27 protein-coding genes are annotated in these 19,246 nt (G+C 63.9%); 18 read left to right on the forward strand and 9 right to left on the reverse strand.

Going from position 1 to position 19,246, the window contains the following annotated elements; translation table 11 throughout:
- Positions 1–68 precede the first annotated feature (68 nt).
- Positions 69–431 carry a response regulator transcription factor gene (locus F3H26_RS12450; RefSeq protein ID WP_149776367.1) on the forward strand — a complete coding sequence of 121 codons (363 nt, stop codon included), beginning with the start codon at positions 69–71 and terminating at the stop codon, positions 429–431.
- Here F3H26_RS12450 and F3H26_RS12455 read toward each other — a convergent pair.
- The gene (locus F3H26_RS12455) at positions 413–1,402 is read right to left on the reverse strand and encodes a glutathione S-transferase family protein (RefSeq protein WP_149776368.1); all 990 of its coding nucleotides are present in this window, start codon (positions 1,400–1,402) and stop codon (positions 413–415) included. The two genes, F3H26_RS12450 and F3H26_RS12455, sit on opposite strands and share 19 nt — an antisense overlap.
- Before the next feature lie 181 nt (positions 1,403–1,583).
- On the opposite strand from F3H26_RS12455, the gene F3H26_RS12460 reads away from it, so the two are divergent.
- Positions 1,584–1,937 carry a hypothetical protein gene (locus tag F3H26_RS12460; RefSeq protein ID WP_149776369.1) on the forward strand — a complete coding sequence of 118 codons (354 nt, stop codon included), beginning with the start codon at positions 1,584–1,586 and terminating at the stop codon, positions 1,935–1,937.
- An 11-nt stretch (positions 1,938–1,948) separates the two neighbouring features.
- On the opposite strand, the gene F3H26_RS12465 is transcribed toward F3H26_RS12460, so the two are convergent.
- Positions 1,949–3,121, reverse strand: coding sequence for a MalY/PatB family protein (locus F3H26_RS12465; RefSeq protein WP_149776370.1), 1,173 nt, complete (start codon positions 3,119–3,121; stop codon positions 1,949–1,951).
- A 94-nt stretch (positions 3,122–3,215) separates the two neighbouring features.
- Between F3H26_RS12465 and def (F3H26_RS12470) the strand changes: the two genes are divergently transcribed.
- The 5 genes from def (F3H26_RS12470) to F3H26_RS12490 are packed head-to-tail and all read left to right on the forward strand — an operon-like array spanning position 3,216 to position 5,626.
- Positions 3,216–3,734 carry a peptide deformylase gene (gene def / locus F3H26_RS12470; protein ID WP_005981311.1) on the forward strand — a complete coding sequence of 173 codons (519 nt, stop codon included), beginning with the start codon at positions 3,216–3,218 and terminating at the stop codon, positions 3,732–3,734.
- Complete coding sequence (gene def / locus F3H26_RS12475) at positions 3,731–4,225, forward strand: peptide deformylase (protein ID WP_149776371.1); 495 nt, start codon at positions 3,731–3,733, stop codon at positions 4,223–4,225. Before def (F3H26_RS12470) ends, def (F3H26_RS12475) begins: the two co-directional genes overlap by 4 nt.
- A 6-nt stretch (positions 4,226–4,231) precedes the next feature.
- Positions 4,232–5,152 (forward strand): methionyl-tRNA formyltransferase, encoded by a 921-nt coding sequence (fmt, locus tag F3H26_RS12480; protein ID WP_149776372.1) that lies wholly within the window; start codon positions 4,232–4,234, stop codon positions 5,150–5,152.
- Positions 5,152–5,388: a hypothetical protein gene (locus tag F3H26_RS12485; protein ID WP_005981317.1), complete on the forward strand. Its 237-nt coding sequence runs from the start codon at positions 5,152–5,154 to the stop codon at positions 5,386–5,388. Before fmt ends, F3H26_RS12485 begins: the two co-directional genes overlap by 1 nt.
- Before the next feature lies 1 nt (position 5,389).
- Positions 5,390–5,626: a GlsB/YeaQ/YmgE family stress response membrane protein gene (locus F3H26_RS12490; protein WP_149776373.1), complete on the forward strand. Its 237-nt coding sequence runs from the start codon at positions 5,390–5,392 to the stop codon at positions 5,624–5,626.
- 9 nt (positions 5,627–5,635) lie between these two features.
- Here F3H26_RS12490 and F3H26_RS12495 read toward each other — a convergent pair whose 3' ends face one another.
- From F3H26_RS12495 to F3H26_RS12520, 6 genes are all read right to left on the reverse strand, one after another.
- Positions 5,636–6,226 carry a COG3904 family protein gene (locus F3H26_RS12495; protein ID WP_149776374.1) on the reverse strand — a complete coding sequence of 197 codons (591 nt, stop codon included), beginning with the start codon at positions 6,224–6,226 and terminating at the stop codon, positions 5,636–5,638.
- A gap of 41 nt (positions 6,227–6,267) precedes the next feature.
- Positions 6,268–6,891 carry a trimeric intracellular cation channel family protein gene (locus F3H26_RS12500; RefSeq protein ID WP_149776375.1) on the reverse strand — a complete coding sequence of 208 codons (624 nt, stop codon included), beginning with the start codon at positions 6,889–6,891 and terminating at the stop codon, positions 6,268–6,270.
- Entirely contained in the window at positions 6,888–7,355 is a 468-nt protein-coding gene (rnhA, locus tag F3H26_RS12505) for a ribonuclease HI (RefSeq protein ID WP_149776376.1), read from the reverse strand. Before rnhA ends, F3H26_RS12500 begins: the two co-directional genes overlap by 4 nt.
- Entirely contained in the window at positions 7,348–7,941 is a 594-nt protein-coding gene (locus F3H26_RS12510) for a class I SAM-dependent DNA methyltransferase (RefSeq protein WP_149776377.1), read from the reverse strand. The genes rnhA and F3H26_RS12510 overlap by 8 nt, the downstream gene beginning before the upstream one ends.
- Before the next feature lie 29 nt (positions 7,942–7,970).
- Positions 7,971–8,921 (reverse strand): 4-hydroxy-3-methylbut-2-enyl diphosphate reductase, encoded by a 951-nt coding sequence (ispH, locus tag F3H26_RS12515; protein ID WP_149776378.1) that lies wholly within the window; start codon positions 8,919–8,921, stop codon positions 7,971–7,973.
- Between the two features lie 192 nt (positions 8,922–9,113).
- Positions 9,114–9,686 carry a LabA-like NYN domain-containing protein gene (locus F3H26_RS12520; RefSeq protein WP_149776379.1) on the reverse strand — a complete coding sequence of 191 codons (573 nt, stop codon included), beginning with the start codon at positions 9,684–9,686 and terminating at the stop codon, positions 9,114–9,116.
- Positions 9,687–9,818: 132 nt separating this feature from the next.
- Here F3H26_RS12520 and folK point away from each other — a divergent pair, with 132 nt between their 5' ends.
- The 11 genes from folK (at position 9,819) to F3H26_RS12575 (ending at position 18,291) form a co-directional block, all read left to right on the forward strand.
- Positions 9,819–10,397 (forward strand): 2-amino-4-hydroxy-6-hydroxymethyldihydropteridine diphosphokinase, encoded by a 579-nt coding sequence (folK, locus tag F3H26_RS12525; protein ID WP_149776380.1) that lies wholly within the window; start codon positions 9,819–9,821, stop codon positions 10,395–10,397.
- Positions 10,398–10,483: 86 nt separating this feature from the next.
- Positions 10,484–10,837 carry a DNA-directed RNA polymerase subunit omega gene (rpoZ, locus tag F3H26_RS12530; RefSeq protein ID WP_149776381.1) on the forward strand — a complete coding sequence of 118 codons (354 nt, stop codon included), beginning with the start codon at positions 10,484–10,486 and terminating at the stop codon, positions 10,835–10,837.
- A 26-nt stretch (positions 10,838–10,863) separates the two neighbouring features.
- A complete protein-coding gene (locus tag F3H26_RS12535) occupies positions 10,864–12,996 on the forward strand; it encodes a RelA/SpoT family protein (RefSeq protein ID WP_149776382.1) in 2,133 nt (710 codons plus the stop codon).
- Between the two features lie 16 nt (positions 12,997–13,012).
- On the forward strand, positions 13,013–13,711 hold the full coding sequence (locus F3H26_RS12540; RefSeq protein WP_149776383.1) for a DUF2062 domain-containing protein: 699 nt from the start codon (positions 13,013–13,015) through the stop codon (positions 13,709–13,711).
- On the forward strand, positions 13,704–14,450 hold the full coding sequence (locus F3H26_RS12545; protein WP_149776384.1) for a pyridoxine 5'-phosphate synthase: 747 nt from the start codon (positions 13,704–13,706) through the stop codon (positions 14,448–14,450). The genes F3H26_RS12540 and F3H26_RS12545 overlap by 8 nt, the downstream gene beginning before the upstream one ends.
- 37 nt (positions 14,451–14,487) lie before the next feature.
- Positions 14,488–14,934 carry an ABZJ_00895 family protein gene (locus tag F3H26_RS12550; protein WP_149776385.1) on the forward strand — a complete coding sequence of 149 codons (447 nt, stop codon included), beginning with the start codon at positions 14,488–14,490 and terminating at the stop codon, positions 14,932–14,934.
- Positions 14,931–15,374, forward strand: a complete 444-nt coding sequence (acpS, locus tag F3H26_RS12555; RefSeq protein ID WP_149776386.1) for a holo-ACP synthase — start codon at positions 14,931–14,933, stop codon at positions 15,372–15,374. The genes F3H26_RS12550 and acpS overlap by 4 nt, the downstream gene beginning before the upstream one ends.
- A gap of 30 nt (positions 15,375–15,404) precedes the next feature.
- On the forward strand, positions 15,405–16,241 hold the full coding sequence (gene lepB, locus F3H26_RS12560; RefSeq protein WP_149776387.1) for a signal peptidase I: 837 nt from the start codon (positions 15,405–15,407) through the stop codon (positions 16,239–16,241).
- Positions 16,238–16,918, forward strand: a complete 681-nt coding sequence (gene rnc / locus F3H26_RS12565) for a ribonuclease III (protein WP_149776388.1) — start codon at positions 16,238–16,240, stop codon at positions 16,916–16,918. The genes lepB and rnc overlap by 4 nt, the downstream gene beginning before the upstream one ends.
- Positions 16,919–17,056: 138 nt before the next feature.
- Positions 17,057–17,965 carry a GTPase Era gene (era, locus tag F3H26_RS12570; protein ID WP_149776389.1) on the forward strand — a complete coding sequence of 303 codons (909 nt, stop codon included), beginning with the start codon at positions 17,057–17,059 and terminating at the stop codon, positions 17,963–17,965.
- The gene (locus tag F3H26_RS12575; protein ID WP_149776390.1) at positions 17,962–18,291 is read left to right on the forward strand and encodes a DUF1491 family protein; all 330 of its coding nucleotides are present in this window, start codon (positions 17,962–17,964) and stop codon (positions 18,289–18,291) included. The genes era and F3H26_RS12575 overlap by 4 nt, the downstream gene beginning before the upstream one ends.
- Positions 18,292–18,303: 12 nt before the next feature.
- Here F3H26_RS12575 and F3H26_RS12580 read toward each other — a convergent pair whose 3' ends face one another.
- Positions 18,304–19,077 (reverse strand): FkbM family methyltransferase, encoded by a 774-nt coding sequence (locus F3H26_RS12580; protein WP_149776391.1) that lies wholly within the window; start codon positions 19,075–19,077, stop codon positions 18,304–18,306.
- Positions 19,078–19,246 lie beyond the last annotated feature (169 nt).

Here is a 19,246-nt window from a genome sequence, read left to right on the forward strand (position 1 = left end):
CGAAATCACGGGATCAGGGGCGCAGGGGATGGCACTTCGGACTGTATCAAGTGCCAAGGTTGTTGCAAATGAAAGTTTTGATTGTTGAGAGTAACCCTGACCTCGGTCGGGTTTGGCAGAGGCACCTGGAGCGCCAGGGCGCCGAGGTAACGCTGGTTGACAGCCAGGAGGCCGCGATCCTGGCGCTGTACGGGACGCCGTTCGAAGTCATCATTCTGGATCTGGTGCTGGAGTCCGGCAGCGCGCTGGCGGTGGCGGACTTTGCCAACTACCGCCGGCCGGACGCGCGGGTGATCTTTGTCACCAATACCACCTTCTTCTCGGACGGGTCGATTTTTGCGCACAGCTCGAACGCCTGCGCCTATGTCCAGAGCAACACGCCGCCCGAGGATCTTGCCGCCATGGTCGAGCACTACGCCGCAGGGCGGTGATCGCGTCCGTGCGGCTGCCAATAGTCCAGCACCGGGTTGATCGGGATGATCCGGTGCGGATTGATGCTGTCGTGGCTGAAGTGATAGTGCCGCACGATGTGGTGCAGGTTCACCGTGCCTGCCACCCCCGGCGACTGATACAGCTCGCGCGTGTAGGCCCACAGATTGGGGTAGTCGATCAGCCGCCTGCGGTTGCACTTGAAATGCAGGTGATAGACCGGGTCGAACCGGATCAGGGTCGTGAACAGGCGCCAGTCGGCCTCGGTCAGGCGATCCCCCATCAGGTAACGGTTGGTGGACAGCCGGTCTTCCAGCCAGTCCAGCGTGTCGAACAGGGGGTGCACCGCCGCGTCATAGGCCTCCTGCGTGGTGGCAAAGCCGGATTTGTAGACGCCGTTGTTCACGTCTGAATAGACCCGCGCATTGACCTCTTCGATCGCGTCGCGCATCTCGGCCGGCCAGTAGTCGTCGGTGTTGCCGGTGATCCCGTCGAAGGCCGAATTGAACATGCGGATGATTTCCGAGCTTTCGTTCGACACGATGGTCTGTTGCGCCTTGTCCCAAAGGATGGGCACCGTCACCCGGCCCGAATACTGCGGATCGGCGCGGGTATATATTTGATGGGCATAGTCCAGCCCATAGAGCGTATCCCCGGTGGCGCCGTGCTCGTCGGTCTGGAAGGTCCAGCCGTGTTCCAGCATGTCGGGATGAACGACCGACACGGTGATCAGGTCCTGCAGCCCCTTGAGTTGCCGAAAGATCAGCGTGCGGTGCGCCCAGGGGCAGGCCAGGCTGACATACAGGTGATACCGGCCGGCTTCGGCTTTGAACCCGCCCTTGCCCGACGGGCCGGGGCGGCCGTCGGCCGTGATCCAGTTGCGGAACTGGGCCGACGAGCGTTTGAAGGCCCCACCGGTGGATTTGGTGTCATACCATTTGTCGTGCCACACGCCGTCGATCAACAGGCCCATCCCGGCTCCTCCGCTTTGCGTCTGGTCTCAAGGATAGGCGGCGTGGCCTTCCGTTCCTACAAGGTTCAGCGCGCATTGTCCCTGCGCGGATGCACAACGCCGTCCACGGTCATGTGACCAAGTTCACTGGATTTTTACGAAAATGAGGTCAGAATGAACAAGGCAACCGGGGGAGTTTTTCATGAGTACCTATGTTTCCAAGGAAATCAGCGCGGAATTGGACGCCGCCCGAATCGCCACCCTGAAGAAGGCCAGCCGTTTGCGGGTGCAAATGGGCGACAAAACCTACAAAGTCCTCAGATTGTGGAAGGACGGGTTCACGGTCGAAACTGAGTCCACCCCGCGTCTGCGCGGGTTGGTCGACATCTACGACGGGGCGCGGCACCTGTATCAATGCCTGATCATTGCGGCAGATGCCGAAGGCCCGGAAATGCGGTATGAATTCAAACGCAGCACGGCGCATGCCGACACCGCGCCGCTGGACTATGCCCGTGACCCCGATGCCCCGATTGCCTTGCTCGGGCCGGCGGAGTAGGCCTGCCAAACCTACTGCAAATCGCTGAAAGCCGCCTTCAACCGTGCGCAGGCCTCTTCGACCCGCGTGCGCTGCGTGGCCAGGTTGAAGCGTTCGAAGGTCTCGCCCCCGGTGCCAAAACCCGGTCCGGGTGATGTAGCGATCTGCGCGTCCTGCCGCAGACGGCGAACGAATTCGGCGTGGTCCATCCCGGTGCCCGAGAAATCCACCCAGGCCAGGTAGGTCGCCTGCAGGGGCATCGACCACAGGCCGGGGATTTCGGAAATCGTCGCATCGAACAGCGCACGGTTGCCGTTCAGGTGGTCGATCTGGGCATCCACCCATTCGGCGCCTTCGGGCGTGTAGGCCGCGGTGATCATCGCCACGCCAAGTGCGCTGGGGTCATAATCCAACGTGTTCAGCCGGTGACGCATCTGCGCCCGCAGCGTTTCGTCGGGAATGATCATGTTGCCGGTGCGCTGACCTGCGATGTTGAAGGTCTTGGACGCCGCGGTCAGCGTCACCGTCCAGGGCCGCGCATCCGGCGCGGCCACGTCCATCGGCACGAATTTGTGCCCGGGATAGACCAGATCGTGATGGATCTCGTCCGATATCAGGATCAGCCCGTTGCGTTCGGCAAAGGCCGCCACCGCACGCAGCTCGTCGACTGTCCAGACCCGCCCCGAGGGGTTCTGCGGCGAACACCAGATCAACATCCGTTCGGACCCGTCCAGCCGCGATTGCGCGTCGTCCAGGTCGATCTCATAGGTGTCGCCGGCCCGCACCAGCGGGCATTCCACCACCCGGCGGCCGGTCTTGTTCACCTTGTGTGCAAACTCGTGGTAGACCGGCGTGAAGATCACCACCCCGTCCCCCGGCTCGGTCCAGACATCGAGGCTCAGCGCGATGGCGTTGCCCAGACCTTGCGTGGTCAGAACCCAATCGGTGTCGATCGCCCAGTCGTGGCGGTTCTGCATCCACCATTGCACCGCCTGCAAATAGGCCGGATGCTGCCAGGAATAGCCGAACACACCGTGATCCGCCGCGCGGCGCACCGCCTCGATCACGCAGGGCGCGGTGGCATAGTCGGAATCGGCGGTCCACATGGCCAGCCCGTCCTCGGGCGAGACGCCGAACAGCTGCTCCATCTTGTCCCATTTCGAGCTGAAGGTGCCCCGGCGGTCGATCAGGTCGTTGAAAGTCATGTCTGCTCCATTCATTGACCCGAAAGCTATCGGGAAATTCGCCCGGTGCAAGGGGGGCGTTGCGGCCACGCGCGCGATGACCTAAATCAGCCCCATGAAACGCAACATCCTGATCCATCCCGATCCCCGCCTGAAAAAGGTCTGTGCTCCCGTGGACGACCTGTCGGACGAGCTGCGCGCGCTGGCCGACGACATGCTTGAAACCATGTATGACGCGCCGGGCATCGGGCTGGCCGCGCCCCAGATCGGCGTGCTGGAACGGCTGATCGTGCTGGATTGCGTCAAAGAGGAAGGCGCCACCCCGCGCCCGCTGGTGATGTTCAACCCCGAGATCATCTCGGCCTCGGACGAAACCAGCGTCTACGAGGAAGGCTGCCTGTCGATCCCCGATCAGTTCGCCGAGGTCACCCGCCCGGCCGAGGTCGAGGTCGCCTGGATGGACCAGAACGGCAAGGCGCAGCGCGAAACCTTCGACGGGCTCTGGGCCACCTGCGTGCAGCACGAGATCGACCACCTGAACGGCAAGCTGTTCATCGACTATCTCAAGCCGCTGAAACGGCAGATGATCACGCGCAAGATGGTCAAGCTCAAGCGCGAGCTGGCCCGCGCATGACCGTCCGTCCCTGTCTGCCGTGGCCCGACAAGCGCCTGCGCACCAAGGCCGAGCCGGTGACCGAGATCACCGACGAGATCCGCGCCATCTGGGACGACATGATCGACACGATGGAGGCGATGCCCGGCGTCGGCCTGGCGGCGCCGCAGATCGGCGTGATGCTGCGGCTGGCGGTTGTGGACGGCTCGGCCGAGCGTGGCCGCGCGGTGCGCCTGGCCAACCCCGAAATCCTGCACAGTTCGATCGAGCTGCGCGAGCATGACGAGGCCAGCCCGAACCTGCCGGGCGTGTCGGCCAAGATCAAACGTCCGCGTGCGGTGACGGTCAGATTCCTCAATGAAAAAGGCGAGATCGACCAGCGCGATTTCGTCGGCATCGAAGCCACCAGCGTTCAGCACCAGATCGACCATCTGAACGGCCAGATGTATTTCGACCGTCTCAGCAAGGTCAAACGCGACATGCTGCTGCGCAAGGCGAAAAAGGCGGGGTAGGGCGGCATGCGCGTCATCTTCATGGGAACGCCCGAGTTTTCGGTGCCGGTGCTGGACGCGCTGGTGCAGGCCGGGCACGAGATCGCCGCCGTCTATTGCCAGCCCCCGCGCCCGGCCGGTCGCGGCAAGAAGGACCGGCCCACGCCGGTGCATGCCCGCGCCGAGGCGCTGGGCCTGCCGGTGCGCCATCCCACCTCGCTGAAATCGCCCGCGGAACAGGCTGCCTTTGCCGCGCTGAAGGCCGATGTGGCGGTGGTCGTGGCCTATGGGCTGATCCTGCCGCAGCCGATTCTGGACGCGCCCCGGCATGGCTGCCTGAACATCCACGCCAGCCTGCTGCCGCGCTGGCGCGGGGCCGCGCCGATCCACCGGGCGATCATGGCGGGCGATGCCGAGACCGGCATCTGCATCATGCAGATGGAGGCCGGTCTGGACACCGGCCCCGTCCTGCTGCGTCAGGCCACCCCGATCGGAGCCGAGGAAACCACCGCCCAGCTGCATGACCGCCTGTCGGTGATGGGCGCCGATCTGATCGTGCAGGCACTGGACCGCCTGCCCGAGCTGACCCCCGAACCGCAGCCCGAGGTCGGCGTGACCTATGCCGCCAAGATCGACAAGGCCGAGGCCCGCGTAGACTGGTCGCGCCCCGCCGTAGAGGTCGATCGCCAGATCCGTGGCCTGTCGCCCTTTCCCGGCGCCTGGACTCAGATTGAGGGCGAGCGCGTCAAGCTCCTCGCCTCGCGCCTGTCGGACGGGCAGGGCGTGCCGGGCGAGGTGCTGGACGACGCGCTGCGCGTGGCCTGCGGCACCGGCGCGGTCGAACTGCTGCGCTTGCAACGGGCGGGCAAGGCGGCGCAGGATAGGGAAACCTTCCTGCGGGGCTGGCCGATCCCGGCCGGAACCCGCCTCGGCTCGGAGACGTCCTGATGTTCATGGTGATGATGGGTACCGTCGTGATTGCCGGCATCGTCGGCTATCTGTCCGAGGTGACCGGCTTTACCCACAACGGGTATCTGCAATCCATCATCATCTGCGTGGGCGGGGCGTTCCTGTTCTATTTCATCCGCATCATGTTCGGCATCAGCTTTGGACCGCCGGGGCTGGATGCGGTGATCTCGTCGGTGGGGGCCTTGATCATCGTGCCCACGCATTGGAGGAAATGAGATGCCCGTCCTTGCCCTGATCGTCATCGGCGCCGCGGCCGGATTTCTGGCCACCCGCCTGATGCGGATCGAGGCGGACATCCCCACCACCCTTCTGATCGGCATCGCCGGGGCCGTGGTGGGCGGGCTGATCATGCGCGCCTTGCTGACGGTCATGGGCTGGATGCCCGGATTCGTCGGCGCGGTGCTGGGCGCGCTGCTGCTGATCTGGATCTGGAAAACCTATTTCCGGCGCTGACCCGAGGCCCTAGCGCGCGTCACAGATGTCCGCTGATCCAAGGCGCTGAACGGGTTGGGTTGTCATGTCGAAGCGGTTCGCTTCGCCCGCGGTCATCCAGTGCATGTCCTCGGCCGAAGCCGCATCCAGAGTGAACCAGTAGAAATCCTCGTCCACGCCGATATCGCGGAAATAGTCCAGATACCTGTCATGCTCGGGGTGATCTTCCGGCAATTCGGCTGCTGTGAACCCACCGCCTGCCCAGCTGTGGACCCCGACACAGGCGCCCGGTTGCAGGGTCCGTCGATTGCCAGCCAGAAACAGATCGGTTCCGCCCGATGCCACCAGGCCGTTGGACGGAACGACGGTGTCGAACCCTTCGGCCCGTACGACGCGGCCGAAGATCACGTTGGCGTCGTCATCGACCGACCCTTCGATGTTCTGCAAAACCAGCGTTCGCGCCCCCGGGTTTTGGGCGATGACCTCCTCGAAGGCGCTCAGCGAGGTGTGGTCGATGGTTCCCGTCACAATGATCTTGTTTTCGCGCGCCACGAAACTCAGCGGGGTGTAGTCCTCGGCGCATCCGGCCAGCAGGGGCAGGCAGATCAGCAACCGTGTCATCGGATTTGTCATTGTGCCTATTGACCTCATCGGGCGGGCGATCATTGCCGCGGCGGGCGTGCCTTGTAGACCGGCAACTGCCAGCCGAACAGCAGCGATCCGGCCCGCAGCGCCCAGCAGGACAGCGCGCACAGGCCCAGCGCCGGCAGCGTCTCCAGGCCCAGACGGGTGGCCACCACGGCCACCAGCGCGCCGGTGAAGGCGCACGAGACATAGAGCTCGCCCTGTTTGAGCACCAGCGGCACCTCGTTGCAGACCACGTCGCGCATCAGCCCGCCCAGGCAACCGGTGGTCACGCCCATCAACACCACGATCACGCCCGGCTGCTCCAGCGCCAGCGCCACGCCCGTTCCCGCGGCCACGGCGATCGACAGCGCGAAACTGTCCAGCCAGACCAACCAGCTGTAGCGGCTTTCGACCAGATGCGCGGTGAAGAACACGACCACCGCCGCCGCCACCGCGATCAGGACATAGCCGGGCTGGCCGACCCAGAAGACCGGGTGCCGGTCCAGCAGCAGATCACGCACCGTGCCGCCGCCCACCGCTGTCAGGCAGGCGATGAAGGCGAACCCCACTAGATCCAGCTGCGCCCGGCTGGCCACCAGCGCCCCGGTCAGCGCAAAGACCAGAACCGAGGCATAGTCCAGCAGGGCCAGACCGCTCATGTGCGGGCCTTTTTCGGCTTGAACGGGGCCATGCCCGCGCGTGCCAGTTCGTCGGCCCGTTCGTTTTCCGGGTGGCCGGCATGGCCCTTGACCCATTCCCAGGTCACGTCATGGCGCTGTTGGGCTTCGTCCAGCCGCTGCCACAGGTCCACGTTCTTGACGGGCTTCTTGCTGGCGGTCTTCCAGCCGTTGCGCTTCCACCCGTGGATCCAGCCCGTCACCCCGTTTTTCACATAGGCGCTGTCGGTTACGATGGTGATCTTCGAGGGCCGCTCCAACGCCTCAAGCGCGCTGATTGCAGCCAGAAGCTCCATCCTGTTGTTGGTGGTCTCGGCCTCGCCGCCGTTCAACTCGCGCTCTTTCAGGACGGTTTCGCCATCCATGGCCCGCAGCAGCACGCCCCAGCCCCCCGGGCCGGGATTGCCCGAGCAGGCACCATCGGTATAGGCAAACAGATCAGGCATGGGTCGCCAGTCCGATCCAGTCCGAGACCGACCCGTCCAGCCCCGTGCCGCTGCCCAGTCGCCGGTCGGTCACGGTGAATCCGGCCGCGTGCAGAAAGTCTTTCAATTCATCCTCGCTGTAATAGCTGTAGAATCGGCCCAGCCGGTCGGGGCCTTCGCCCTGGCCCAGTTTCATGGCGATGAAGAACACTCCGCCGGGGCGCAGGGCGCGATGCACGGCGGCCAGATGCGCCGGAAAATCGTGCCGGGGGGCATGCAGAAGGCTGAAATTGGCCCAGACACCGTCATAGGTCGCAACCGCATCCAGATCGGCAAATCCGGCCTGCCGCGCGGTAACACCGGGATGCCGGCCCGCAAGCGTCACCATCTCGGCCGAGGCATCCAGAGCCTCGACCCGCAGCCCTGCCTGCGCCATCACCACGGCCGATGCCCCCGGGCCACAGCCCAGGTCCAGCACCCGTCCGCCGCGGCCCACGGCCGCGATGAACCGGGCCAATTGCGGATCGCCGGTGTTGTCCGCATCGGTCAGGTCGGCATACCGATCCGCCTGCGCGTCATAGACGGCGATCGTGCGTGGGTCGGTCACGTGAGGCCTCGGGTCATCAGTACGATCGATCACGCGGGCACGCGCAGAATGCGGGGCACCTTGAATTCGACATTCTCGGTGGCGGTTTCGACCGTTTCGACGGTCACGTCATAGCGGTCGCGGAAGGCGTCGATCACCTCGTTCACCAGAACTTCGGGCGCCGAGGCACCGGCGGTGATGGCGATGCTGGAAATCCCTTCAAGCGCGCGCCAGTCGATGTCGCTGGCCCGTTGAACCAGCTGGGCATAGGTGCAGCCCGCCTTGGACGCCACCTCGACCAGGCGGCGCGAATTCGAGGAGTTGGGCGCCCCCACCACCAGCAGCGCATCCGACCTGGGTGCGACGGTCTTCACCGCCTCCTGCCGGTTGGTGGTGGCATAGCAGATGTCTTCCTTGTGCGGGCCGACGATGGCCGGGAAACGGTCCTGCAGCGCGGCCACGATGTCGCGCGTGTCGTCCACCGACAGGGTGGTCTGGGTCACGAAGGCCAGCTTTTCGGGGTCGCGGACCTGCACCTTGGCCACGTCCTCGACCGTTTCCACCAGCAGAACCTCGCCCTCGGGCAGCTGACCCATGGTGCCGACGGTTTCGGGGTGGCCCTTGTGGCCGATCATGATCATCTGCAACCCGGCCTCGGCGTGGCGCTGGGCCTCGATATGGACCTTGGACACCAGCGGACAGGTGGCGTCGACATAGATCATCTCGCGCGCGGCTGCGGCGGCCGGCACCGATTTGGGCACGCCGTGGGCGGAAAAGATCACCGGCCGGTCATCGGGGCATTCGTCCAGCTCTTCGACAAAGACGGCACCCTTGGCGCGCAGCCCGTCCACGACGAACTTGTTGTGCACGATCTCGTGCCGGACATAGACCGGGGCGCCCCATTTCTGCAGGGCCATCTCCACGATCTTTATCGCGCGGTCCACGCCGGCGCAGAACCCGCGCGGGGCGGCCAGATACAGGGTCAGGGGGGGCTTGGTCATGCGTCTGTCTCCTTGACAGGGACAGGTAAGGCTTTTCCGCCGGTTGGTCCAGTCAGGACCGATGTCATTTCACTGACACAAACACCTGCCAGGCTGACGGTGTTTGAGCACAGGTTCTTCGTTGAAGACGCGCGGCCGGGGTTTTCCGTCCCGGCCGCGCCATTGATCCATCGGTGTGAGTGGTGGATGGAGTTACTTGCCGGCCACGGCAACGTTGCGCGGTGTCTCGGCGGGTTCGCGGGGCGGCCGGCCGATCACGTCGCGCAGGTCATCCAGTTCGATGAAGTTGTCGGCCTGGCGCCGCAGTTCGTCCGAGATCATCGGCGGCTGGCTGCGGATGGTCGACACCACCGATACGCGCACCCCCTGCCGTTGCAGGCTGGCGATCAGCGGGCGGAAATCCCCATCGCCCGAGAACAGCACGATGTGATCCACGCGCGGCGCCAGTTCCATGGCATCGACGGTCAGTTCGATATCCATGTTCCCCTTGACCTTCCGGCGCCCCATGCTGTCGGTGTATTCCTTGGCCGGTTTGGTCACCATGGTGAACCCGTTGTAGTTCAGCCAGTCGACCAAGGGGCGGATCGGCGAGTATTCGTCGTTTTCCAGCAGCGCGGTGTAGTAAAAGGCCCTCAGAAGCTTGCCGCGACGCATGAATTCCTGACGCAGCAATTTGTAGTCTATATCAAATCCCAGGGCTTTCGCGGCGGCGTACAGATTCGAGCCGTCGATGAACAGCGCCAGCCGTTCGTCCTTGTAAAACATAAAATGGTCCTTCCGGTATTGCTCAGCGCGCGGTGGCGTAAGTGAGTGATGAGAAATCACGCGCCGGTGTCTTCAAAATAGGAGATTCCGTATGTATCGCAAGAGCGCTCAGGTCTGAACATAGGGTTATTTATGGTCAATTCCAGGTCAAAAGCGGTCATCGCGCTGGGGGCGAATCTCAAACTGAGAACAGATGAGCCCAAGGTGACACTTCGCAGGGCTCTCGATGCGATGGCCGACGCGGGGTTGGTGATTCGTTCCGTCAGCCGGTTCTTTTCGACCCCGTGTTTTCCGGCGGGTGCCGGGCCGGACTATGTCAATGCCGCCGCGCTGGTCGAAACCGAGGCGGCCCCGCAGGAAATTCTGGCCCTTCTGCACCGGATCGAGGCCGATTTCGGTCGCGCTCGCCAGCAACGCTGGGGGATGCGCACGCTTGATCTGGATATTGTCTGCTGGGGCGATCGCGTTCTGCCCGATGCGGCCGGGTTCGACCATTGGCTGAACCTGCCGCCCGACCGGCAGCGAGAGGCAGCTCCCGAGCAGTTGATCCTGCCGCATCCGCGCCTGCAGGACCGCGCCTTCGTGCTGGTTCCGATGGTGGACGTGGCGCCGGGCTGGCGGCACCCGGTGCTGGGCCTGACGGTTGCCGAGATGATCGAACGCCTGCCGCCGGACGATATCGCCGCGGTCACGCCGCTGGGTGCTGGGTGAAAAAGGGCATTTCCCGCTTGTCAAGGCGGGGATTCGCGCTTAGATAAGCGTCTTCCTGACATGGTTTCATTAGTGGAGAGCGCCTCATGGCCCGCGTGACGGTCGAAGATTGCGTAGACAAGGTTCCGAACCGGTTCGAACTGGTGATGCTCGCCGCCCACCGTGCGCGCGAGATTTCCGCCGGCGCGCCGATCACGATCGACCGCGACAACGACAAGAACCCGGTCGTGGCCCTGCGCGAGATCGCCGAAGAAACCCAGACCGCGGATGAACTGCGCGAGCGTCTGATCGAGGCCAACCAGACCCAGATCGAGGTCGACGAGCCCGAAGAAGATCAGATGGCTCTGCTGATGGGGGCCGAATCGGACAAGCCCGCAGATGACGACATGTCGGAAGAAAAACTCCTGCGCGCCCTGATGGAGGCTCAGGGCCAGGGGTAAGCCCTGAACATGAAGGTGCGGACCGGATGATTTCTGCTGAAGACCTGGTTGCGCTGGTCCGCAACTACAACCCCAAGACAAATGCCGATCGCATCATCCGGGCCTACGAGTTCGGCAAGCAGATGCATGAAGGGCAGTTCCGGCACTCGGGCGAGCCCTATTTTTCGCATCCCGTCGCGGTTGCCGCCATTCTGACCGAACAGCGTCTGGACGATGCCACGATCATCACCGCGCTGCTGCACGACACGATCGAGGACACCAAGGCCAGCTATTCCAAGATCGCCGAGCTGTTCGGTGACGAGGTGGCGATGCTGGTCGACGGCGTCACCAAGCTGACCAATCTTCAGCTTTCCAGCCGCGAAACAAAGCAGGCCGAGAATTTCCGCAAGCTGTTCATGGCCATGTCCAAAGACCTGCGGGTTATTCTGGTCAAGCTGGCCGACCGCTTGCACAACATGCGCACGATCAAGGCGATGCGCCCGGAAAAGCAGGTGCAGAAAGCGCGCGAGACGATGGACATCTTCGCGCCCCTGGCCGGTCGGATGGGCATGCAATGGATGCGCGAGGAGCTTGAGGACCTGGCCTTCCGTGTCCTCAACCCTGAAGGGCGCCAGTCGATCATCCGTCGTTTCATCACGCTGCAGCGCGAAACGGGCGACGTGATCCACCGCATCACCGGAGACATGCGGCACGAGCTGGAGAAAGCGGGGATCGAGGCCGAGGTGTTCGGCCGCGCCAAGAAGCCCTATTCGATCTGGCGCAAGATGCAAGAAAAGGATCAGGGCTTTTCGCGCCTGTCCGACATCTACGGTTTCCGCATCATCACCCGGACCGAGGAAGACTGCTATCGCGCGCTGGGCGCGATACATCAACGCTGGCGCGCGGTGCCGGGGCGGTTCAAGGATTACATCAGTCAGCCCAAATCGAACGGCTATCGCTCGATCCACACGACCGTATCCGGGCGTGACGGCAAGCGGGTCGAGGTGCAGATCCGAACCCGGCAGATGCACGATGTTGCCGAATCCGGCGTGGCGGCGCACTGGTCCTACCGGGACGGGGTGCGGACCGAAAACCCCTTTGCCGTGGACCCGGCCAAATGGATCGCCAGCCTGACCGAGCAGTTCAATTCCGAGGAAGATCACGAAGACTTCCTCGAGGCGGTCAAGCTCGAAATGTATTCCGACCAGGTGTTCTGCTTCACGCCCAAGGGCGACGTGGTCAAGCTGCCGCGCGGGGCGACGCCGATCGATTTCGCCTATGCGATCCACACCCGCATCGGCCATGCCTGCGTAGGGGCCAAGGTCGACGGCATCCGGGTGCCGTTGTGGACCCGGCTCAAGAACGGGCAATCGGTCGACATCATCACCGCCGACGGCCAGACCCCGCAGGTGACCTGGCTTGAGATTGCAGTGACCGGCAAGGCCCGCACCGCCATCCGCCGCGCCCTGCGCGAGGTTGATCGTGAGCGGTTCATCAAACTGGGCCGCGAATTGGTGCGCGCGGGGTTCGAGCATGTGGGCCGCAAAGCCACCGACAAGGCGCTGGAGACCGCTGCCAAGCAGCTGCGGATCAAGGACAGCGACGAGCTGCTGGCCCGGGTCGGCAGCGCCGAACTCACGGCCCATGACGTGGTCGCCGTGGTCTATCCCGACCTGACCAAGGATGAGGGTGAGGCGATTCCGCTGCGCCGCGCGGTGATCGGCCTGGAACCGGGCCAGAAATTCGAACGCGCGCCCTGTTGTCAGCCGCTTCCGGGGGAACGGATCGTGGGTATCACCTCGCGGGGGAAGGGCGTGGTTGTCCATGCCATCGACTGCGACCGCCTGACCGAATTCGAAGACCAGCCGCAGCGCTGGGTCGATCTGCACTGGCATTCGGGAACGCACCCGGCGGCCTATGGCGCCACGCTGGACCTGACCATCGGCAACGATGCCGGGGTGCTGGGGCGTATTTGCACATTGATCGGCGAGAAAAAGGCCAATATCTCGAACCTGGAATTCGTGGACCGCAAACCGGATTTTTACCGCCTTCTGCTCAGCGTCGAGGTGCGCGACCTGCAACAGCTGCATTCGCTGATGCTGATGCTCGAGGCCGAAAGCGATGTCGCGGCGGTCGAACGGTATCGAAACACGCGGGACGCTGCGGTCGCAGCCAGCTGAGAGGGGACGAGCAGGAGTGGTTTTCAAGCGCCGTGATCGCCGCTCAGCTCTTCAGGCCGCCTCGGAGTTCGTGTATCCGCGCGGCGGTTGGACCCGGGCCTTTCACTATGTCAAACACCGCGTCCGGCGTCTGCCCGACACGCCCGAGCGTATCGCACGCGGCATCGGCGCGGGCGTCTTCGCCTCGTTTACGCCGTTCTACGGGTTGCATTTCGTCGTGGCAGCGGTGCTGGCCCGCCTGATCAACGGCAACATCCTGGCGGCGCTCAGCGGTACGTTCTTCGGCAATCCGCTGACCTATGTGCCGATCGGGGTGATCTGCCTGCAGACCGGGCATTTCCTGCTGGGCACGAAATATGATGAGGGCGACACCCAGGGGCTGATGGGCAAATTCGCCGACGCGCTGCGCGATCTCAAGGACAACTTCCTTGCCCTCTTCACCGACCGCGTTGCCGACTGGCACGGTCTGGCGCAGTTCTATGACGATGTGTTCTACCCTTACATGATCGGCGGCATCATCCCGGGCATCGTGGCCGGGGTGATCTGCGGCTATCTCAGCCTGCCCCTGATCCGCACCTATCAACAGCGCCGCCGGGCCAGGATCAAAGCCAAGTTCGAGGAAATCAAACGCCGCGCGGAAGCAACCCCTGCCGTTTCGCAAACAAACCCTCTAGGCTCGGCGCGGGCGACCGGAAAGGATTCGAAAGATGTCTGACACTCACCTGCGTCTGGGCGTGAATATCGACCACGTGGCCACCGTACGCAACGCACGCGGCGGGGCCTATCCCGACCCGCTGCGCGCGGCCAAGCTGGCCGAAGAGGCCGGCGCTGACGGCATCACCGCGCATCTGCGCGAAGACCGCCGCCACATTTCCGACGGCGACATCGAAGGCTTGATGCAGGTTCTGTCTGTGCCGCTGAATTTTGAAATGGCCGCCACCCCCGAGATGCAGGCGATCGCCCTGCGCCACAAGCCGCACGCGGTCTGCATCGTTCCCGAAAAGCGCGAGGAACGCACCACCGAGGGCGGGCTGGAAGTCGCGCGCGAGGAAAACCGCCTGGCCCATTTCATCGCGCCGCTGCGTGACGCGGGCTGCCGCGTGTCGATCTTCATCGCCGCCGACCGCAAGCAGATCGAGGCCGCCCACCGCATCGGCGCGCAGGTGATCGAACTGCACACCGGCGCCTATTGCGACGCCCATGCCGAGGGCCGGATGGATGACGCGCAACGTGAACTGGAGGCGCTGCGCGAGATGTCGGCCTTTGCGCATTCGCTGGGCCTCGAGGTGCATGCCGGCCACGGCCTGACCTATGACACGGTGCAGCCCGTGGCGGCCTTCCCCGAACTGCGCGAGCTCAACATCGGCCATTTCCTGATCGGCGAGGCCATCTTCCGCGGTCTGGGTCCGGCGATCCATGAAATGCGCCGCCTGATGGACGAGGCGCGCCGATGACCCGCTGCCTTGAAGCCTCCTTCTTCTGGATCTCCCGATGCGCTTGAACATACCCAGGTTTCTTGTCGTCTTCGTGATCACCTCGATCGCGGTCCCGGCTATTTTATTCGGCGTTTCGGCGGTGTTCGGAATTGACTTGTCCAGCAGTTTCCTGCCGTTCATCCCCTTTTTGGCCGCCGCGACTTTCGAAGGACATCGACAGGTTCAGACGCACCAGACCATGCCGGGCAGCGGCGACATGTGGAGCGCCGCACTATGGATGGGCATCGTCGGCATGTTGGCCAACCTTGTCATGGCTGGGCTGTTCTTTCTTGTCGTTCCAGGCATGTCCGAGGGATTGGCCGGTATCCCGGTGAACTTTTTGGTGATCGGTTTCACGATCACCTTTGTCGTGGCGTTTCTCATTTCGCGGCTATTCCTGTGGGTGGGCGCCCGGTCTGCGTTTAAGGCTCTTGAAAGGGCAAAGAAAGAGACGCACTCATGATCCTCGGCATCGGTACGGATCTTGCGAATATCGAGCGCATCCAAAGCACGCTCGACCGGTTCGGCGACCGGTTCCGCAACCGTGTCTTCACCGAGACCGAACGGCGCAAGGCCGAGCGGCGCGCCGACACCGCCGGCACCTATGCCAAGCGCTGGGCCGCGAAAGAGGCGTGCTCCAAGGCGCTGGGCACCGGCCTGCGCATGGGCATCGCCTGGAAGGACATGGCGGTGACCAATCTGCACACCGGCCAACCCGTGATGCACGTTACCGGCTGGGCCGCCGAGCGGCTGCGCGAAATGACGCCCGAGGGGCATGAGGCGATCATCCACGTCACCCTGACCGACGACCACCCCTGGGCGCAGGCCTTCGTTGTGATCGAGGCCCGCCCGGTGGTCGATCCGGACGCGGCCTTGACTTGGCCCCGCACGCCCCGCATGTAGCCCCCAACGACGCAAGGACTGGAGAGCAGTATGGCCGAGCAAGCCAAATCCGGAAACGCCATCTGGGAGACGATCAAGACCATCGTCTATGCGATGCTGATCGCGGGCGTTTTCCGAACCCTGTTCTTCCAGCCCTTCTGGATCCCGTCGGGGTCGATGAAGCCCACGCTGCTGATCGGCGATTTCCTGTTCGTCAACAAGATGGCCTATGGCTATTCCTACGCCTCGTGTCCCAGCCTGATCATCCCCAGCGTCGGACTCAACATCGACGCCGAGGACATCTGCGGCTGGATGGGCGGAGACAACACCCGTCTGCTGGGCGGCGAGCCCGAACGCGGCGACGTGATCGTGTTCCGCCACCCGGTCACCGGCCGCGATTACATCAAGCGGCTGATCGGCCTGCCGGGCGACCGCATCCAGGTGCGCGGTGGGGTGGTCTTCATCAACGGGGTCGAGGCCAAACAGACCCCCGACGGCACCTTCTCCGAGATCGCCGAGCCGCAAGGCCCGCAGCGTCTGCGCCCGCGCTGTGAAAACGGCCCTGTCGGTATCGGTGGCACCTGCGAGAAGTCACGATTCATCGAAACCCTGCCCAACGGCGTTCAGCACGAAATCCTGAACATCAGCAACCAGGGATCGGACAACACCGGTATCTACCTCGTTCCCGAAGGCCACTATTTCTTCATGGGCGACAACCGCGACAATTCCGCCGACTCGCGCCTGCCGCAATCGGCCGGCGGGGTGGGCTACGTGCCCTATGAAAACCTGATCGGTCGCGCCGACCGCATCATGTTCTCGTCCGCGGGCCGGTCGATGCTGTTCTTCTGGACCTGGCGGGGCGACAGGTTCTTCAAGGCGGTCCATTGAAGCTGTCCGCCGACATGAAGGCGTTCCAGAAACGCCTAGGGCACCAGTTCGCCAATCCCGAACTTCTGGTGCGGGCGCTGACGCACGGGTCGGTCTCGTCGGCCACGCGGCCTGACAACCAGCGGCTCGAATTCCTCGGCGACCGGGTGCTGGGCCTGGTGATGGCCAGCGCCCTGCTCGAGGCCGACAAGACCGCCACCGAAGGCCAGTTGGCGCCGCGATTCAACGCGCTGGTGCGCAAGGAAACCTGCGCCGACGTGGCCCGACAGATCGACCTGGGCGCGGTGCTGAAGCTGGGCCGGTCCGAGATGATGTCGGGCGGCCGTCGCAAACAGGCGTTGCTGGGCGACGCGATGGAGGCGGTGATCGCCGCCGTCTACCGCGATGCCGGGTTCGAGACCGCGCGCGACGTGATCCTCAAACTCTGGGGAGATCGGATCCACACGGTCAAAGCCGATGCCCGCGACGCCAAAACCGCGCTTCAGGAATGGGCCCAGGCCCGCGGTCAGAAACCGCCCAGCTATGTCGAACTGTCGCGCACAGGTCCCGACCACGCCCCGGTCTTCACCATCGCCGCCCGGCTGGAAACCGGCCCCGAGGCGCGGGCCACCGCGCCGTCCAAGCGCCAGGCCGAACAGGCCGCCGCGCGGGCCTTGCTGGACAGTCTCCCCAAATAGTCGACCACTCTTCATCTGGCCGAAAATATCCCGGGGGGTCCGGGGGGCTGGCCCCCCGGCTTTCGACGCAGTCCGGGGCTGGCCCCCGACGCCGTTCTGCGCTAGGGAAACGGACTTGCAACCAGGACCAACATCACCATGACCACACGCGCCGGATTCATCGCCCTGATCGGAGAGCCCAACGCGGGCAAATCCACCCTTCTGAACCGCATGGTCGGGGCAAAGGTCTCGATCGTAACGCACAAGGTGCAGACCACGCGCGCCCGCATCCGCGGCGTCGCCATGGAGGGGGATGCGCAACTGGTCTTCGTCGACACGCCGGGTCTGTTCAAACCTCGCCGCCGGCTTGACCGTGCGATGGTCGCGGCGGCCTGGGGCGGGGCGGCCGATGCCGACATCATCGTGCTGATGGTCGAGGCGCATCGCGGCATCACCGAAGGCGTCGAGCGCATCCTGGACGGCCTGTCCGAGATCGCGCAGGGCCGCAAGGTGGCGCTGGCGATCAACAAGATCGACCGGGTCGAAGCCCCCGCGCTGCTGTCTCTGACCCGCGACCTGAATGACCGCTTCCCCTTTGCCGAAACCTTCATGATCTCGGCCGAGAAAGGCCACGGCGTCGAGGATCTGCGCAAATGGCTGGCGCAGCAATTGCCCGAAGGCCCCTGGCTCTACCCCGAGGACCAGATCGCCGATCTGCCGCTGCGCATGATCGCGGCCGAGATCACCCGCGAGAAGCTGACCCTGCGCCTGCATCAGGAACTGCCCTATCAGCTGACGGTCGAGACCGAGAACTGGGAGGAACGCAAGGATGGTTCGGCCAGGATCGATCAGGTGATCTATGTCATGCGCGACGGCCACAAGGGCATCGTGCTGGGCAAGCGTGGCGAGACCATCAAGGCCATCAGCCAGTCGGCCCGGGCCGAGTTGGAGGAATTTCTCGACCGCAAGATCCACCTGTTCCTGCAGGTGAAGGTCCGGCCCAACTGGCTGGAAGAGGCCGAGCGCTACTCGGAAATGGGGCTGGATTTCAAAGACGGCAACGCATGACCCGCCTGACGGCCGAGTTCTGGGTCCACGCCTACCTGGCCCGGCTGCGCCTGCACGAGATTCCCGCCTTTGTCGTAGCCCATGGCGACGACACAGCCGGCGCTGTTCTGGTCAAGCTCAACACGCTCGACGGCAATGCCACCGCCTTTCAGCGCAGCTTCGACCTGCTCAGCGGCGCGCGCAAATGGATCGAACTGGCCAAAGGCCCCGAGGCCGAGGTGGACGAGGCAATCGCCCGCCAGCGCAGCTTTGACCCCGATCTTTGGGTGATCGAGGTCGAAGACCGGCAAGGCCGGCATCTGTTGAACGAGGAAGGGCTGGACTGAGACCTGGACCTTTCAGGTCAGCCGATACAGCGCGTTGCGTCCGAATTTTCCGCGCAATTCATAGCCATTTTGCTCCAGTATGCCCGCAATATCGACCGACCAGAACCGTTCGTGCTGGAGTTCGAAAAAGATCGCCTTGGGTTTCTGGGTGGCCGAGGCTTCGGTGATCAAAGGGGCAAGCACCCGGTCTTCCTGGCCCTCGACATCCACCTTGACCAGGTCGATCGGCGTATCCGGGTCGGACGGCAGAAACTCGGTCAGCGTCCGCACCTGAACCGATATGCCGTTGGCGCCGCGCATCGGTTCGCCCAGTCTGGCCAGCCCCAGGTTTCCCTGCGCGGGCACGAACAGCTTCATCTCGCCGCCCTTGTCCGAAATCGCGCAATCATGGACCCGGATACAGTCAAATGCGTTCAAGCGGATGTTTTCTTCCAGCCGCGCCCGCATGACAGGGTTGGGTTCGAATGCGTGGATCACCGATCCGGGTGCCGCGACCGCTGCCAGGCGCAGGGTGTGGGCCCCGGCATTGGCGCCAACGTCATAGGCAACGATCGGGCGGTCCTTGGGCAGGTCTTTCAGAATATGCCGCAAAGCACGTTCTTCCTGGGTGCGCCCCATGCGCCATATCTGAAATTCCGTGTTGTTGTCGGCGGGATGAATGCGCATCCGGCACCCGCGATAGTCGACCTCGGAGGGTTTCAATTCGCGGCGGATGCGTTTCCTGATCTTGTTGGGGGTGTCCGGGTCGTTGAAGATGTCGCGCAGAAGGTCATTCGGCCAGTCCATGGCATTGGATCCCGTTTTGGTTCCCGGTTCCGGGTGCTTTCTATCAGCGGGATCTGCGCTGAAGAACCCTTATTTGTAAAACTTCAGACTTGATCTGACGGACACCTCAGCGGACAGCGCTGAGAATGGGTTGTTGGCCGTCCGATTGATCGGAAGTCCTGATTGTCTT

This window comes from Ruegeria intermedia (assembly GCF_900129345.1).
Taxonomy (GTDB): domain Bacteria; phylum Pseudomonadota; class Alphaproteobacteria; order Rhodobacterales; family Rhodobacteraceae; genus Ruegeria; species Ruegeria intermedia.

What these genes read in the sequence shown, in the direction of transcription:
- F3H26_RS12450 (WP_149776367.1), top strand. Translation starts at nt 69, where the DNA reads ATGAAAGTTTTGATTGTTGAGAGTAACCCTGACCTCGGTCGGGTTTGG.
- F3H26_RS12455 (WP_149776368.1), bottom strand. Translation starts at nt 1,402, where the DNA reads ATGGGCCTGTTGATCGACGGCGTGTGGCACGACAAATGGTATGACACC.
- F3H26_RS12460 (WP_149776369.1), top strand. Translation starts at nt 1,584, where the DNA reads ATGAGTACCTATGTTTCCAAGGAAATCAGCGCGGAATTGGACGCCGCC.
- F3H26_RS12465 (WP_149776370.1), bottom strand. Translation starts at nt 3,121, where the DNA reads ATGACTTTCAACGACCTGATCGACCGCCGGGGCACCTTCAGCTCGAAA.
- def (WP_005981311.1), top strand. Translation starts at nt 3,216, where the DNA reads ATGAAACGCAACATCCTGATCCATCCCGATCCCCGCCTGAAAAAGGTC.
- def (WP_149776371.1), top strand. Translation starts at nt 3,731, where the DNA reads ATGACCGTCCGTCCCTGTCTGCCGTGGCCCGACAAGCGCCTGCGCACC.
- fmt (WP_149776372.1), top strand. Translation starts at nt 4,232, where the DNA reads ATGCGCGTCATCTTCATGGGAACGCCCGAGTTTTCGGTGCCGGTGCTG.
- F3H26_RS12485 (WP_005981317.1), top strand. Translation starts at nt 5,152, where the DNA reads ATGTTCATGGTGATGATGGGTACCGTCGTGATTGCCGGCATCGTCGGC.
- F3H26_RS12490 (WP_149776373.1), top strand. Translation starts at nt 5,390, where the DNA reads ATGCCCGTCCTTGCCCTGATCGTCATCGGCGCCGCGGCCGGATTTCTG.
- F3H26_RS12495 (WP_149776374.1), bottom strand. Translation starts at nt 6,226, where the DNA reads ATGACACGGTTGCTGATCTGCCTGCCCCTGCTGGCCGGATGCGCCGAG.
- F3H26_RS12500 (WP_149776375.1), bottom strand. Translation starts at nt 6,891, where the DNA reads ATGAGCGGTCTGGCCCTGCTGGACTATGCCTCGGTTCTGGTCTTTGCG.
- rnhA (WP_149776376.1), bottom strand. Translation starts at nt 7,355, where the DNA reads ATGCCTGATCTGTTTGCCTATACCGATGGTGCCTGCTCGGGCAATCCC.
- ispH (WP_149776378.1), bottom strand. Translation starts at nt 8,921, where the DNA reads ATGACCAAGCCCCCCCTGACCCTGTATCTGGCCGCCCCGCGCGGGTTC.
- F3H26_RS12520 (WP_149776379.1), bottom strand. Translation starts at nt 9,686, where the DNA reads ATGTTTTACAAGGACGAACGGCTGGCGCTGTTCATCGACGGCTCGAAT.
- folK (WP_149776380.1), top strand. Translation starts at nt 9,819, where the DNA reads ATGGTCAATTCCAGGTCAAAAGCGGTCATCGCGCTGGGGGCGAATCTC.
- rpoZ (WP_149776381.1), top strand. Translation starts at nt 10,484, where the DNA reads ATGGCCCGCGTGACGGTCGAAGATTGCGTAGACAAGGTTCCGAACCGG.
- F3H26_RS12535 (WP_149776382.1), top strand. Translation starts at nt 10,864, where the DNA reads ATGATTTCTGCTGAAGACCTGGTTGCGCTGGTCCGCAACTACAACCCC.
- F3H26_RS12545 (WP_149776384.1), top strand. Translation starts at nt 13,704, where the DNA reads ATGTCTGACACTCACCTGCGTCTGGGCGTGAATATCGACCACGTGGCC.
- F3H26_RS12550 (WP_149776385.1), top strand. Translation starts at nt 14,488, where the DNA reads ATGCGCTTGAACATACCCAGGTTTCTTGTCGTCTTCGTGATCACCTCG.
- acpS (WP_149776386.1), top strand. Translation starts at nt 14,931, where the DNA reads ATGATCCTCGGCATCGGTACGGATCTTGCGAATATCGAGCGCATCCAA.
- lepB (WP_149776387.1), top strand. Translation starts at nt 15,405, where the DNA reads ATGGCCGAGCAAGCCAAATCCGGAAACGCCATCTGGGAGACGATCAAG.
- era (WP_149776389.1), top strand. Translation starts at nt 17,057, where the DNA reads ATGACCACACGCGCCGGATTCATCGCCCTGATCGGAGAGCCCAACGCG.
- F3H26_RS12575 (WP_149776390.1), top strand. Translation starts at nt 17,962, where the DNA reads ATGACCCGCCTGACGGCCGAGTTCTGGGTCCACGCCTACCTGGCCCGG.
- F3H26_RS12580 (WP_149776391.1), bottom strand. Translation starts at nt 19,077, where the DNA reads ATGGACTGGCCGAATGACCTTCTGCGCGACATCTTCAACGACCCGGAC.